At 72.6% G+C, this 14,169-nt stretch carries 15 protein-coding genes; 8 read left to right on the forward strand and 7 right to left on the reverse strand.

What is annotated here, in order from left to right; all coding sequences use genetic code 11:
• Positions 1-36: 36 nt before the first annotated feature.
• Genes PX701_RS15690 through nirB form a run of 3 tightly spaced genes read right to left on the reverse strand, consistent with a single transcriptional unit; the run spans position 37 to position 4,534 of the window.
• Positions 37-1,167: a uroporphyrinogen-III synthase gene (locus tag PX701_RS15690; protein WP_231430758.1), complete on the reverse strand. Its 1,131-nt coding sequence runs from the start codon at positions 1,165-1,167 to the stop codon at positions 37-39.
• Positions 1,164-1,937, reverse strand: a complete 774-nt coding sequence (cobA, locus tag PX701_RS15695) for a uroporphyrinogen-III C-methyltransferase (protein ID WP_275506850.1) — start codon at positions 1,935-1,937, stop codon at positions 1,164-1,166. The genes PX701_RS15690 and cobA overlap by 4 nt, the downstream gene beginning before the upstream one ends.
• Positions 1,934-4,534, reverse strand: a complete 2,601-nt coding sequence (gene nirB, locus PX701_RS15700) for a nitrite reductase large subunit NirB (RefSeq protein WP_231430760.1) — start codon at positions 4,532-4,534, stop codon at positions 1,934-1,936. Before nirB ends, cobA begins: the two co-directional genes overlap by 4 nt.
• Before the next feature lie 222 nt (positions 4,535-4,756).
• Between nirB and nirD the strand changes: the two genes are divergently transcribed.
• Entirely contained in the window at positions 4,757-5,107 is a 351-nt protein-coding gene (gene nirD / locus PX701_RS15705) for a nitrite reductase small subunit NirD (RefSeq protein WP_231430761.1), read from the forward strand.
• Between the two features lie 17 nt (positions 5,108-5,124).
• Here nirD and map read toward each other — a convergent pair whose 3' ends face one another.
• Positions 5,125-5,892 carry a type I methionyl aminopeptidase gene (map, locus tag PX701_RS15710; protein WP_231430762.1) on the reverse strand — a complete coding sequence of 256 codons (768 nt, stop codon included), beginning with the start codon at positions 5,890-5,892 and terminating at the stop codon, positions 5,125-5,127.
• An 86-nt stretch (positions 5,893-5,978) separates the two neighbouring features.
• On the opposite strand from map, the gene PX701_RS15715 reads away from it, so the two are divergent.
• From PX701_RS15715 to PX701_RS15735, 5 genes are all read left to right on the forward strand, one after another.
• A complete protein-coding gene (locus PX701_RS15715) occupies positions 5,979-6,509 on the forward strand; it encodes a hypothetical protein (RefSeq protein WP_275506851.1) in 531 nt (176 codons plus the stop codon).
• A 216-nt stretch (positions 6,510-6,725) separates the two neighbouring features.
• Positions 6,726-7,073: a 50S ribosomal protein L19 gene (gene rplS, locus PX701_RS15720; RefSeq protein WP_231430764.1), complete on the forward strand. Its 348-nt coding sequence runs from the start codon at positions 6,726-6,728 to the stop codon at positions 7,071-7,073.
• 82 nt (positions 7,074-7,155) lie between these two features.
• Entirely contained in the window at positions 7,156-7,902 is a 747-nt protein-coding gene (lepB, locus tag PX701_RS15725) for a signal peptidase I (RefSeq protein ID WP_231430765.1), read from the forward strand.
• Positions 7,902-8,588, forward strand: coding sequence for a ribonuclease HII (locus PX701_RS15730; protein WP_231430766.1), 687 nt, complete (start codon positions 7,902-7,904; stop codon positions 8,586-8,588). Before lepB ends, PX701_RS15730 begins: the two co-directional genes overlap by 1 nt.
• Before the next feature lie 6 nt (positions 8,589-8,594).
• On the forward strand, positions 8,595-8,918 hold the full coding sequence (locus PX701_RS15735; RefSeq protein ID WP_231430767.1) for a DUF2469 family protein: 324 nt from the start codon (positions 8,595-8,597) through the stop codon (positions 8,916-8,918).
• A gap of 59 nt (positions 8,919-8,977) precedes the next feature.
• Here PX701_RS15735 and dprA read toward each other — a convergent pair whose 3' ends face one another.
• Genes dprA through PX701_RS15750 form a run of 3 tightly spaced genes read right to left on the reverse strand, consistent with a single transcriptional unit; the run spans position 8,978 to position 12,119 of the window.
• Positions 8,978-10,231, reverse strand: a complete 1,254-nt coding sequence (gene dprA / locus PX701_RS15740; protein ID WP_275506852.1) for a DNA-processing protein DprA — start codon at positions 10,229-10,231, stop codon at positions 8,978-8,980.
• Complete coding sequence (locus PX701_RS15745; protein ID WP_275506853.1) at positions 10,228-11,763, reverse strand: YifB family Mg chelatase-like AAA ATPase; 1,536 nt, start codon at positions 11,761-11,763, stop codon at positions 10,228-10,230. Before PX701_RS15745 ends, dprA begins: the two co-directional genes overlap by 4 nt.
• Positions 11,763-12,119 carry a YraN family protein gene (locus PX701_RS15750; RefSeq protein WP_275506854.1) on the reverse strand — a complete coding sequence of 119 codons (357 nt, stop codon included), beginning with the start codon at positions 12,117-12,119 and terminating at the stop codon, positions 11,763-11,765. The genes PX701_RS15745 and PX701_RS15750 overlap by 1 nt, the downstream gene beginning before the upstream one ends.
• A 197-nt stretch (positions 12,120-12,316) precedes the next feature.
• Here PX701_RS15750 and PX701_RS15755 point away from each other — a divergent pair, with 197 nt between their 5' ends.
• Both PX701_RS15755 and PX701_RS15760 read left to right on the forward strand, forming a co-directional pair.
• Positions 12,317-13,219, forward strand: coding sequence for a phosphodiesterase (locus tag PX701_RS15755; protein ID WP_275506855.1), 903 nt, complete (start codon positions 12,317-12,319; stop codon positions 13,217-13,219).
• Positions 13,216-14,160 (forward strand): tyrosine recombinase XerC, encoded by a 945-nt coding sequence (locus PX701_RS15760; RefSeq protein ID WP_275506856.1) that lies wholly within the window; start codon positions 13,216-13,218, stop codon positions 14,158-14,160. The genes PX701_RS15755 and PX701_RS15760 overlap by 4 nt, the downstream gene beginning before the upstream one ends.
• Positions 14,161-14,169 lie beyond the last annotated feature (9 nt).

The raw sequence follows: 14,169 nt of genomic DNA on the forward strand, positions 1-14,169 counted from the left end.
GCTCACCCGCGCGGCGGCGACGTGTGAGGGCGGTCATCAGACGTCGATCCGGTAGCCGCGCTTGACGACGGTCGTGATGAGTCCGGGAACGCCGATGGTGCGGCGCAGGCGGCTGAGCGCGACCTCGAGCGCGTGCGGGTCGGTCGTGCCGGGCAGGCCGGATGCCAGGCGGTCACGTGCGACGACCGCGCCGTGGGCGAGGACGAGCGCGCGCAGCAGCGCGAGCGCGACGGGGGCGAGCGGCACTCGTCGATCGTGGATGTCGAGCATCGAGCCGCGGAGCTCGAGCGGCCCGTGCCGGGTGTCGAGGCGGATGACGCGCGACTGCTCGAGGTGCTCGCACACGAGGCGGATGAGTGCGCCCATCCGGTAGCGCTCCGGCGTGATCGGGGTGATGCCGGCATCCTCGAGCGGGGCGGCGGTCACGGGACCGACGGCCGCGGCGACGACGGGACCGCACATCGCGTCGACGAGCTCGTCGTACCGCCCGCGCGCCTCAGCGGCGCCGAAGAGCGCGTGCACCGCCGGCGCGCTCGTGAAGGTGATGCAGTCGAGCCCGCCCGAGCAGGCCGCGTCGATGAGCCGGTCGACGCGGTCGTCGTCGGCGTCGGTCTCCACCCAGCGGTACGGCTCGACCGTGAGCACGCGGGCGTGCGCCTCGTGCAGCCGTTCGAGCTGGAACGGCTGCAGGAAGCCGTGCAGCTGCACCGCGACGGTGAGACCCGGCGGATAGCGTTCGAGCACCTCGTCGACGAGCGACTCGGTCGTCTCCTCGGCGCTCATCCCCACGTCGCCGAGGCCCGCGGCGCGGATGCCGCCGCGCGCCTTCGGCCCGCGCACGAGGATGTCGGTCGCGGAGAGCGCCTCGACGAGGTCCTCGCCGAGCCCAGCGGCATCGGCGACCTCGAACCAGCGCCGCACCCCGTACGCGGTCGTGGCGAGCAGCACGTCGGGGCGTGCGGCGATGATCGCCCTGGTGTCGGCGATCACGGGATCGTCGGAGACCGCGTTCGCCATGCGCAGCGTCGGTGCGTGCAGCACCTGGGCGCCCCGTCGTGCGAGGGCGTCGATCAGGTCGCCCGCGCGGCGGTCGCTCGTCACGCCGATCCGGAATCCGGCGAGCTGGTCGGGCCGGAAGCCCGGCGCGCAGTCCGAGGCATCCGTCATGCGACCACCGACCAGCGGGCGGCGCGCTCCATGAGCTCGGCGGCGCTCGCGTCGCCGTCGTGCGCGAGGCGCACGACCTCGCCGACGACCACGACGGCGGGTGAGGCGACCCGGGCCCGTGCCGCCGCCTGCACGATGTCGCCGAGCGTGCCGAGCGTCGTCCGCTGCGCCGGGGTGCAGCCGCGTTCCACGACGGCGACGGGATGCCGTGCCGGGAGTCCGTGCCTCGCGAGGCCGGCCGCGAGCGACGGCAGCGTGCCGATGCCCATGAGGACGACGATCGTGCCGCCGAGCCCGGCGAGGTGGCGCAGCTCGTCGTCGGCGAGCGGGGCGTGACCCGACACGACGGTGAATGCGTGGCTCACCCCGCGGTGCGTGAGCGGGATGCCGGCGGCCGCCGGCACCGAGATCGCACTCGTGACTCCGGGCACCACGTCGACGGGGATGCCCGCGGCATGGCAGGCGAGCACCTCCTCGCCGCCGCGGCCGAGCACGTAGGGATCGCCGCCCTTCAGTCGGACGACGTGGGCGCCGGATGCCGCGTGGCCGACGAGCATCGCCCCGATCTCGTGCTGAGGCACGGCGTGGTGGCCCGGGCGCTTCCCGACATCGACGAGCAGCGCCCCCGGCGCGAGAGCTGCGAGCTCGTCGTGCGGAGCCAGCCGGTCGTAGAGCACGACATCGGCGTCGGCGAGCGCACGCGCGGCGCGCAGCGTCAGCAGGTCGACGGCGCCCGGGCCCCCGCCGACGAGCGTCACCCGGCCGGTCATCGTGCGCCCTCCCGCACTGGGATGCGCGCCCCCGAGACGAGCACCGCCCGCCCGTCGGCGCGCTCCTCGGGGGTCGCCGGGCGGAACTGGTCCCGTTCCGGTACCCGGGCGATCGACGGGTCGGGGGTGCCGGGGGCGTTGACGAACGAGCGGAAGCGCCGGAGCCGCTCGGGGTCGGCGAGGGTCGCCGCCCACTCGTCCTCGTAGTGCTCGACGTGCGCGCCGACCGCGGCTTCCAGTTCTGCTGCGAGGCCGAGCGAGTCGTCGACGACGACCTCGCGCACGTGGCCGATCCCGCCCTCGAGGTCCTCCATCCAGCGGGCGGTCCGCTGCAGGCGGTCGGCGGTGCGGATGTAGTACATCAGGTACCGGTCGATGTACCGGATGAGCGTCTCGTCGTCGAGGTCGCTCGCGAGCAGCTGCGCGTGCGCCGGCTGGAAGCCGCCGTTGCCGCCGACGTAGAGGTTCCAGCCCGCGTCGGTCGCGATCACGCCGACGTCCTTGCCGCGCGCCTCCGCGCACTCGCGGGCGCACCCCGAGACGCCGAACTTGAGCTTGTGCGGGGAGCGGAGACCGCGGTAGCGCAGTTCGAGGCGGACCGCCATGGCCACCGAATCCTGCACGCCGTAGCGGCACCAGGTCGAGCCGACGCAGCTCTTCACGTTGCGCAGTGCCTTGCCGTACGCCTGCCCCGACTCGAAGCCGGCGTCGACGAGCCGGCGCCAGATGTCGGGCAGCTGGTCGAGCCGTGCGCCGAACAGGTCGATGCGCTGACCGCCGGTGATCTTCGTGTACAGGCCGAACTCCATCGCCACCTCGGCGATGACCGCGAGCTTCTCAGGAGTGACCTCGCCGGCGGGGATGCGGGGGACGACCGAGTAGGTGCCGTCCTTCTGCATGTTCGCCATCGCCCGGTCGTTGGTGTCCTGCAGTGCTCCGCGGCCGCCGTCGAGGATGTACGAGCCGTGCTGGGTGGCGAGGATCGACGCGATCACCGGTTTGCAGACGTCGCACCCCCGGCCGGTGCCGAGCCGCTCGACGATCTCGTCGAACGACGTGAGCCCGAGCACTCGGATCGACTCGAAGAGCTCCTGCCGGCTCAGGTCGAAGTGCTCGCACAGCGCGCGCGACGGGGTCACGCCCGACTTCACGAGCTCCGACTCGAGCAGCTTCTTCACGAGCGGCACGCAGGAGCCGCACTGCGTGCCGGCCCGGGTGCACGCCTTGAGCTCGCCGAGGTCGGTGCAGCCCGGCACGTGATCGTCGCCGGCGACCGCGCCGCGGATCGTGCCCGCGGCGACGTTGTTGCAGGCGCAGACGAGCGCGCCGTCCGGCAGCTCGTCGCCGGCGGGCGGCTCGACGCCGGCTGCCGACAGGTAGGCCGCGGGTTCGGCCGAGAGCTCCGTGCCGAGCAGCGGCCGGAGCGAGGAGTACGGAGCCGCGTCGCCGACGAACACGCCGCCGAGCAGCGTCTTCGCGTCGTCGGTCATGACGAGCTTCTGGTACAGCCCGCGAGCGGGGTCGGCGTAGACGATCTCGAGTGCGTGCTCGGTTCGCGCGAGGGCGTCGCCGAAGCTCGCGACGTCGACGCCCGAGAGCTTGAGCTTGGTCGCGTCGTCGACCGTCGTGAACTCCGCGGTCCCGCCGAGCAGCCGGTCGGCGACGACCTCCGCCATGGCGTTCGCCGGGGCGACGAGACCCGTGCACCGCCCGTCGAAGCTCGCCACCTCGCCGATGGCCCAGACGTTCGGCAGGGACGTCGCGCACGAGGTGTCGACGGCGACGCCGCCGCGCGGGCCGAGCTCGAGGCCGAGGTCGCGGGCGAGCTCGTCGCGCGGGGTGATGCCGATCGCGAAGACGATCACGTCGCAGTCGATGCGACGCCCGTTCGCGAGCTCGACGCCGACCACCGAACCGTGCTCGACGACGACCGCCGCCGGGCGGGTGCCGAGGTGCAGGCCGATGCCCTGGCCCGCCATGATGCGGCCGAGTGCGCGTCCCGCGCCCTCGTCGAGCTGGGCCGACATGAGCCAGCCGCCCGAGTGCACGACGGCCGTGTGCGCGCCGAGCCCGGCGAGCCCGCCCGCGGCCTCGAGGCCGAGCAGCCCGCCGCCTGCGACGACGACCTGGGCGGGCCTGCCTCGCTCCCGGGCGATCGCCGCGGTCTCGGCGACGAGCGCGTCGACGTCGTCGATCGTGCGGTACACGCGGGCGTGCTCGGCCCCGGGGAGGTCGGGAACCGGTGCGCTCGAACCCGTCGCGAGCACGAGCTCGTCCCACGGCAGGACCAGGCCGCTCGAGGTCGTCGCGGTGCGCGCCGAGGCGTCGACGTCGACGACCCGGTCGCCCACGACGAGCTCGACGCGGCCGTCATCCCACATCGCGCTCGGTTCGAGGGTGAGGTCCGTCGCGGCATCCGCGAGCCGGGTGCTGAGCGCGACCCGGTCGTACGGCGCATGGCGTTCTTCGCCGACGACGGTGACGCGCAGCGCGTGGTCGGCGTCGCGGGCGTGCAGGCTGTCGGCGAGGCGATGGGCCGCGGGCCCGCCGCCGACGATGACGACGTCGCGCACCGCGGCACGGCTGTTCTCGGTCATGCTGCCTCCCCGGGCTCGGATGAGGCGAGCGTAGGTGGGGGCGGTTTCGGGGCTGTTACGGCGGGGTAACCTCGGCGCACCGGCGCCGCACGCGCCCGGTCGCCGGGTGTGAGGCGGACGTCATGCGGGTGTAACGGCGACGGGAGGGTCGTCGAAACAGGCGGCCGCTAGCGTCGGACGCACGCGCCGGCGCCCCGAGCGCCGCCGAGGAGAGGAGCCGCCATGTCGACGACGATCGAGTCGAGGGTCGCCTGGGTGCGGACCTGCGGCGTCGACGACCTCGAGCCTGGCTGGGGCGAGGTCGCACTGCACGGGTCTCGCCAGATCGCCCTGGTCCTGCTCGACGATCGCGAGGTCTACGCCGTCGACCACCACGATCCGCACACGGGCGCACCCGTGATGGCGCGCGGCATCGTGGGGTCGCGGGGCGAGCGCCCGACGATCGCCTCGCCGCTGCACAAGGAGGTCTACGACCTCGGCACGGGGGAGTGCTTCACCGACGGCTCGCTCGCGCTTCGCACCTACCGCACCCGGATCGTCGGAGGCATGATCGAGGTCGAGCTCGACGTGTGAACCCGTACGCCGTCGGTTCAGCCGCGCTGCGTGAGCACGATCGGGTCGCCGTCGGTGACGGCGATCGTGTGCTCCGAGTGCGCGCCGCGCGAGCCGTCGGCACTGCGGAGCGTCCAGCCGTCGGGATCGGTGAAGATCTCGTCGGTCGTCTCGAGCCACCACGGCTCGATCGCGATCACGAGGCCGGGCTTGAGGGGAAGCCCGCGACCCGGGCGCCCGCTGTTCGGGATGTGCGGGTCGCCGTGCATGGTGCGGCCGACGCCGTGCCCCCCGAAGTCGGTGTTGACGCGGTAGCCCGACGCCTTCGCGACGTCGCCGATCGCCCGGGAGATGTCGCCGATGCGGTTGCCGGGACGCGCGGCGGCGATGCCGGCGGCGAGCGCGCGCTCCGTCGAGTCGATGAGCCGCAGATCCTCGTCGCGAGGGGTGCCGACGACGATCGATCGCGCCGAGTCGGCGACCCAGCCGTTCACCGAGGCGGCGAAGTCGAGGCTCAGCAGGTCGCCGTCGCGCAGCTTGTAGTCGCGGGGGAGCCCGTGCAGCACCGCGTCGTTCACCGAGGTGCAGATGACCTTGCCGAACGGACTCGCGCCGAACGACGGGTGGTAGTCGATGTAGCAGCTCTCCGCTCCGGCCTTGCGGATCATCTCGTGCGCGAGCGCGTCGAGCTCGAGCAGGTTGACGCCGACGGCCGCGGCCTTCGACGTCGCCTCGATGACGCTCGCGACGAAGCGGCCGGCGGGCCGCATCTCCTCGATCTCGGCGGGGGTCCTCAGTTCGATCACGGTCATCCTCTCCGAGTCCATTCTGTCGGCTCCGCCCTGAGTGAACACCCGGCGCGCTCGCAGGCGGTCGGGATTAGCCTTGGCACATGCTCATCCGGCGCCTCTTCTACCGCTGGCAGTTCATCGCGATCGTCGCGCTGCCGGTGTGGTTGCTCGTGGGCTGGGCGATCTTCGGCTCGGGCGGCTGGGGCACGCTCGGGCTCGTCATCGTCGTGCCGATCGCGTTCCTCACGCTCGGGGTGGTCGCCCTGCTCGTGAACGCGAGGCCGACGGTCCGCCGCGAGCGGGCGGTCTCGTGGACCGACGTCGGCGTGCTCGGCGCCTGGCACGCCGCCATCATCGGCACCGGGTTCTACCTCGCCTCCAGCGGCGTGTTCGGCCTCCTCGCGGTGGTCGGTGCGATCGCCGCGTTCTGGGTGGTCCTGTGGGAGCTCGTGCGCGACGGCGCGAGGCGCATGAACGCGTCGATGGCCGAGTTCGAGCGGCTCGCGGCCGAGCAGCGCGGCGGCGCACCGGCGGGGGATGCCTCGGCGCGGCGTCCGCCGTTCCCGTCGACCGGCTCGGGGCGGGGCGACGACGACGGCGATGTCATCATCGTCCACGAGGTGCGCGACTGATCACCGTCGCGGCGCGGTCGAGGCATCCGTCTCGTCGCTTTGGCTGTCGGGCCGTCGGCATGGCACAATAGAGGATTGTGCCGCTGCAGGAGCGATCCTGCCGACGACTCTGCCTCCGGGGAGCATGCGACGCACGGTCACCGTGCGAGGCGGCACCAGACACTTTCCCATCAAGATCCGCGTTCGACCGGTGGCGGGCGCAGAGAGCGAATCATCATGCACATCCTCGACCATGTCGACGCGGCGAGCCTGCGTTCCGACATCCCGGAGTTCCGGGCGGGTGACACCGTCAAGGTGCACGTGAACATCATCGAAGGCACGCGCTCGCGCATCCAGGTCTTCCAGGGCGTCGTCATCGGCCGCTCGGGCGAAGGCGTGCGCGAGACCTTCACGGTCCGCAAGGTCAGCTTCCAGGTCGGCGTCGAGCGCAAGTTCCCGGTGCACTCCCCGGTCATCGACCACATCGAGGTCGTGACCCGCGGTGACGTGCGTCGCGCGAAGCTCTACTACCTGCGCAAGCTGCGCGGCAAGAAGGCGAAGATCAAGGAGAAGCGCGACGCCTGATCCGGCGCGCGTGAATCGCGGCCTGCCGCGAACTTCCGACCGAGCTCCCCACCATAGACTGGTGGGGAGCTCGGGCGGTTAAATGACAGAAGAAGACACCACCACGCGCGCAGATCGCGCGGGTACGGCAACGGCACGACGGCAGCGCAGCTTCCTCCTCTTCCTGAGGGACCTGCTCGTCATCTTCGTGGTGGCGGTGCTCGTTTCGTTCCTCATCAAGACGTTCCTCATCCGATCGTTCTTCATCCCATCGCAGTCGATGGAGGAGACGCTCGTGAAAGACGACCGCATCATCGTGAACCAGCTGGTGCCGGAGCTCACGCCGATCTCGCGCGGCGACGTGGTCGTCTTCAAGGATCCGGGGGGCTGGCTGACGTCGGTGCCCGAGCCGAACCAGCCGCCGCTCGTCGCGGCCGTCGACTGGTTCCTCGCGTTCGTCGGGCTGAGTGCGCCCGACTCGAACGACCACCTCGTGAAGCGCGTCATCGGGCTGCCGGGCGATCACGTCGAGTGCTGCAACGCGCTCGGCCAGATGAGCGTCAACGGGGTGCCGCTCGACGAGCCGTACATCTTCCTGCCGCCGGGCGACACGAAGGCCTCGGAGGTGGACTTCGACGAGGTCGTCCCCGACGACTCGCTCTGGGTCATGGGCGACAACCGCAACAACTCGAAGGACTCGCGCTACAACGCCGACACCCCGCTCAAGGGCTTCGTCCCGATCGAGAACGTCGTCGGTCGCGCGTTCGTCGTCAGCTGGCCGCTCTCGCACTGGTCGTGGCTCGACAACTACCCCGACGTGTTCGAGGGCGTCGACGAGGGTACGGGCTGATGCCGAAGCAGGCGATCCCGAACCTCAAGCTCGAGCGCGAGCTGTTCGACGAGGGGGCGCCGTTCGTGCTCGCCTGCGACGAGGTGGGCCGGGGTGCGCTCGCCGGCCCGGTCACGGTCGGACTGGTCGTCATCGACCAGACGGTCAGGCGCATGCCGACGGGGCTGCGCGACTCGAAGCTCATGACCGAGCCCCGCCGCGAGGCGATGGCGCCCCGAGCTGCCGCATGGGTCATGGCGGCTGCGGTCGGCGAGGCGTCGGCGAACGAGATCGACGCGCTCGGCATCATGGCCTGCCTGGGTCTGGCGGGGGCCAGGGCACTCGCCTCGCTGCCGGCAGAACTCGCCCCCGAGCTCCGTGGGGCGCCGCTCATCCTCGACGGCAACCACGACTGGCTGAGCCCGGCGATCGAGTACCGCGCCCGCGTGCGCACGCGCATCAAGGCCGACCGCGACTGCGCGTCGGTCGCTGCGGCGTCGGTCATCGCGAAGGTGCACCGCGACGGCGGCATGCGCCTGGCGCACACCGAGACCCCGTTGTACTCGTGGGACGAGAACAAGGGCTACTCGAGCCGCGCGCACTTCGCCGCGATCGACGAGCACGGTCCGAGCGACCTGCACCGCCGGACCTGGCTGCACGAGCGCGAGCGCGAGGCGCCGGCGTTGTTCGACCTCGGCGTAGGATGATTCGCGATGGATGAAGACGAGTTCGAAGACTACGACCGCGAGGTCGAGCTGGCCCTGTACCGCGAGTATCGCGACATCGTCGCGCAGTTCAAGTACGTGGTCGAGACCGAGCGACGGTTCTACCTCGCGAACGAGGTCGAACTCGTTCGACGCGACACCGAGCACGACTTCTACTTCGAGCTCACGATGAAGGACGTCTGGGTGTGGGACGTCTACCGAGCCGACCGTTTCGTGAAGAGCGTGCGCGTGCTCACCTTCAAGGACGTCAACGTCGAGGAGCTCGCCACCCGCGAGTTCGAGCTTCCGAAGGAGCTCGCGCTCGACGAGTGAGCCCGCGGGGGCCCGCTCCCCGGCACCGCTCCGAGAGGGTGGGGCCTCTGACTCACGGCTCATCGTCGTCGGATCCGTCGCGTCCAGAGCCCTCCGGCGTCGCGCCGGGCGTGCCCCTCGACCTCGAGTTCGGCGAGCGTGGACATGACATGTCCCGGCGACATACCGCTTCGGCGGGCCAAGTCGTCGACTCCGCGGGCCGCACGCGTGCTGAGCGCATCGAGCACGCGGAGCCCGTCGTGGCTCGGCTCGACGGGTGCGGACGTCGAGACTCGGCCGCCCGACGGGGAAGCCCCGCCGATCGCGGCGCCGATGCCCGAGGCGAGTTCGGCCATCTGGGCCGCGTCGACGACGCAGATCGCGTCGCGTTCGCGGAAGAGCCGATGGCAGCCTGCTGACGCAGGACTCGTGACGGGCCCGGGCACCGCCCCGAGCGGTCGGCCGAGCTCGGTGGCGTGCGTGGCGGTGTTGAGCGAGCCCGACCGCAGTCCGGCCTCGAGCACGACGGTCGCATCGCCGGCCGCGGCGATGAGTCGGTTGCGCATGAGGAACCGCCACTTCGACGGCGCGGTGCCGCACGCGACCTCCGAATAGACGGCGCCCGTCTCGGCGATGCGTGAGAGCAGTGCCTCGTGACCGCTGGGGTAGTAGCGGTCGATCCCGCCGGCGAGGAACGCGACCGTCGTCCCGCCGCTCGCGAGCGCGGCCCGGTGCGCCGTGCCGTCGATGCCGTATGCGCCGCCCGAGACGATCGCGAACCCGCGGTCCACGAGCCCGGCCGAGGCCTCGGCGGTGACGTGCTGGCCATAGCCGGTGGCCGCCCTGGCGCCCACGAGCGAGATGGTGGCCTGCCCCTCGGCGAGGGCCTCCGGGCGCCCTCGCACCCACAGCGAGACCGGCGCGGCCGCGCCCAGATCGTCGACGCGCCACGGCCACTCGGGATCGCCCGGTACGAGCAGGCGCGCCCCGACGCGCGCCGCCTGCACGAGCGAGCGGGCGAAGGCCTCGTCGTCGAGGCGCGGTCGCCACCGCCCGAGCGCCTGCGCGGCCGACTGCAGGGTCGCCGTCTCGCCGTCGCGGCCCAGCACCTCGGCGAGCTCCGAAGCGGGTGCCCCGCCGGCGACGAGGCCGGCGACGGCGCGGGCGCCGGCAGCGGCGACCGCCCTGCCGAGCACCCCGTCGCCGGGTTCGGCCAGGAACCCGAGCAGTGCCCGGGCCTCGGCATCGGCGCGGCGTTCGTCGCCGGTGCGGGCATGTGCGCGGACGGCGTCGAACACGGCGGCGTCGACATGGCGGAACGGGTCGGTGCTCATGCCTCTGCTCCCGTCTTGAAGAAGCTCGCGCGGCCGACGTGCTCGGCTCCGGGCGATCCGGCCCCCGCGAGATCGGCGAGGGTCCACGCGACCTTGAGGATTCGGTCGTAGCCGCGCATCGTGATGGCACCGAGCTCGAGCATCCGGTCGATGCCCTTCGTGGCTGCGCCGCCGGGATGCAGCCGGCCGGCGCCGCGCAGCCAGGTACCGGGCATCTCCGCGTTGGTGCGCCACGGCGTACCGCGCAGGCGCTCGGCCGCCGCCAGCCTCGCCTCGCCGACGCGATGTCGTGCTTCGGCGGTCGAGACGGTCGAACCGTCGCCGGCCAGGCGCATCGCCGCCACGGTGATGCGAGGTACCCGCAACTGGAGGTCGATCCGGTCGAGCAGCGGGCCCGAGAGTCGAGCGAGATAGCGCCGCTGCACGATCGGCGCGCACGTGCAGTCGCTCGTGCCCGCATTGCCGCACGGGCACGGGTTGGAGGCGAGGACGAGCTGGAAGCGCGCCGGGAACGTGGCGACGGCGTTCGCGCGATGGATCGAGATCGTGCCCGACTCGATGGGCTGCCGCAGCACGTCGAGCACCGCCCTCGGGAACTCCGGGGCCTCGTCGAGGAAGAGCACCCCGTGGGTCGCGCGGGCGGCGGCCCCCGGACGGATCATCCGGCTGCCGCCACCGACGATCGCCGCCGCCGTCGCGGTGTGGTGCGGCGCCTCGAACGGGGGACGGAACGAGAGCGACCCGTTGGGACGGAGGCCGGCGAGCGATCGGATCGACGCGACCTCGAGCGCTGCATCGGCATCGAGATCGGGCAGCAGGCCGGGCAGCCGCGCCGCGAGCATCGTCTTGCCGGCACCGGGCGGCCCCAGGAGGGAGAGGTGGTGTCCGCCTGCGGCGGCCACGAGCATCGCATCGACGGCGTCCGTGTTGCCCGCGACGTCGGCGAGATCGCCGGGCAGCTCGCAGAGGACGTCGTCGACGGCGGGGGCCTCGACCGCTGCCACCTCGCGCGGAGGGTACGCAGCGCCGTGCCAGATCGCCGCCTCCAGGAGCGACGCGACCCCGACGACGCGCACCCCGGGGACGAGTGCCGCCTCGGCGGCGTTGGCGGTCGGCACCATCACGAGGTCGTGCCCCGCCCTCGCCGCCGCGAGCACGGCCGGCAGGACGCCGTCGATCGGGCGGAGGCGCCCGTCGAGCCCGAGTTCGCCGAGATGCACGACCCGGTCGATCGACGCCGTCGGCACCTCGCCCGCGGCGCCGAGGCAGGCGAGCGCGATCGCGAGGTCGAACCCCGACCCGTGCTTCGGGAGGGCGGCAGGGGAGAGGTTCACCGTGAGTCGTCGGGTCGGCAGCGGGCACCCGGCGTTGCTGGCGGCCGAACGGACACGGTCGCGGGCCTCGCCGAGTGCGGCATCGGGCAGTCCGATGATGACGACGGCGGGCAGTTGCGAGGAGAGGTCGGCTTCGACCTCGACGATCGATCCCGTGAGGCCGAGCAGGGCGACGGAGCGCGTCCGGGCGACCGACATCAGCACACCCCCTCGAGGTGCTCGATGACCACCGCACCGGAGGGCGGCGCGAGGACCGAGACGGCGTCGATCCTGATGAGGTCGGCGCGCGCGCCGGTCTCGTCGCACCAGGCCGCCGCGAGTCGTCGGAGTCGCGCGAGCTTGCGCGGCGTGATCGACTCGAACGGGTGGCCGTAGCCGGCCCCCGAGCGTGTCTTCACCTCGACGAACACGAGGGTCGCACCCGCACGGGCCACCAGGTCGACTTCGCCGAGCGCACAGCGCCAGTTCCGGTCGACGACCGTCATGCCGGCGCCTTCGAGATGCTCGGCGGCGAGCTGTTCGCCACGTCGTCCGAGTTCGGTGTTGTGGTTCATCGGCACCACCTCCGCGTCCAGCGTCGACCGTCGCGGACGGCGGTCCGCCGTCGACTGCCGTCGAACCGACGGATCCGTCGCACCCCGAGCTGTCGAGGAGGGGTCGCCCGCACTGTCGAGGACGGGTGCCCCGGCACGCCCGGCGTCGTCCGGGGACGTGTCGGCGCCCACGTCTAGGCTGGCCGCGAGGAGGACCCGTGCACCCACGACTCGGCTTGTATCCGGCGGCGCGAACCGTCATCGCGCACGTGAGCGACACCCATCTGCTCGCGGGCGGCGCGCCGCTCGGCGGAGTCGCCGACACCGAGGGCGCGCTCGCGCAGGCTGCAACGCAGCTGCGGAGGCTCGGTCCGGCGCTCGACGCCATCGTGGTGACCGGCGACGTGGCCGACCTCGGCGAACCCGACGCGTACGCCCGCGCACGCGCGGCACTCGAGCCGGTCGCCGCCGACGCCGGTGCCCGCCTCGTCTGGGTGATGGGCAACCACGACGAACGTGCGCCCTTCCGTACCGAGCTCCTCGACGAGCCCGCGAGCGACGACCCCGTGCACCAGGTGTTCGACCTCGACGGGCTCCGCATCGTCGCACTCGACTCGAGCGTGCCGGGCTACCACCACGGCGAGCTGGATGCCTCGGCGCTGGCGTGGCTCGACGGGGTGCTGTCGGTGCCGGCACCACGGGGCACGGTGCTCGCGCTCCATCATGCGCCGATCCCGACCCCGCTCGTCCTCATGGACGTGCTCGAGCTCCGCGGGCAGCGCGCGCTCGCCGAGGTCGTCTGGGGTCGCGACGTACGGCTCATCCTCGGCGGGCACCTGCACTATCCGACGCAGGGAATGTTCGCAGGGGTGCCGGTCGCGGTCGCGGGGGCGACGGCGTACACGATGGACCTCTCGGCGCCGCCGCGCGAACTCGTCGGCGTCGACGGCGGTCGCTCCTTCTCGCTCGTCCATCTCTTCGACGATGCGGTCACCAGCTCGGTCGTCCCGCTGCCACCCGGCCTGGTGGTCACTCGATTCGACGAGGCGTATCTCGCCGAGCTCGAGTCCCTCGAACCGGCTCGACGGCTCGACCGGTTCTCACGCAAGCCGGAATCATGAACCTCGACGCGGCCATCGACGACTACCTCGGCGGCGTCCGTGCGGAGCGAGGCTACTCGGAGCACACCGTCGCCGCCTACCGGGCCGACCTCCTCGACCTGGCGACGTTCGCGGAGTCGCACGGCGTCGGCGATGCGCGCGACCTCGACCTCGCGCTGCTTCGCGACTGGCTCTGGGCGTCGACCGAGCGCGGTCTCGCCCGGTCGAGCATCGCCCGGCGCGCGGCGTCGGCGCGCGGGCTGACGGCGTGGCTCACCCGCCGAGGCGAACTGGCCGCCGATCCCGGCGCGCGTCTTCGGGCGCCGCGCGCCCAGCGTGCGCTGCCGCGGGTGGTCACGGCCGATGCGCTCGCCGCCGCGCTCGCGCGCCTGGAGGCGCGCGCCGTGACGACGGGGGATCCGATCGCGGCGCGAGACGTCGCGATCGCCGAGCTCCTGTACGCGTCGGCGCTTCGAGTCTCGGAGCTCGTCGGCATCGATCGCGGCGATCTCGACCGGCGGCGCCGCACGGTCCGCGTGCTCGGCAAGGGGTCGAAGGAGCGCGTCGTGCCGTACGGCGCTCCCGCAGCGCGGGCGCTCGACCGCTATCTCGATGCCGCCCGGGGCGAGATCCTCGCGGCGGCCGACGAACGGCACGGCGACGCGTCGTCACGTGCGCCGACGACCGAGGCCGTCTTCGTCGGCGAGCGGGGCGCCCGGTTGGGCACGCGCAGCGTGTACCGCCTCGTCGCCGGCCTACTCGCGGAGATCCCCGGCACCGGCCCGAGCGGGCCGCACACCTTCCGGCACACCGCGGCGACCCACCTGCTCGACGGCGGCGCCGATCTTCGGGCCGTGCAGGAGTTCCTCGGCCATGCGAGCCTCGGCACCACCCAGATCTACACGCACGTGTCGGCCGAGCGCCTGAAGGAGAGCTACCGCACCGCGCATCCGCGGGCGTGAGCCGCCTTC

The organism is Agromyces chromiiresistens (genome assembly GCF_029167465.1).
Classification (GTDB): domain Bacteria; phylum Actinomycetota; class Actinomycetes; order Actinomycetales; family Microbacteriaceae; genus Agromyces; species Agromyces chromiiresistens.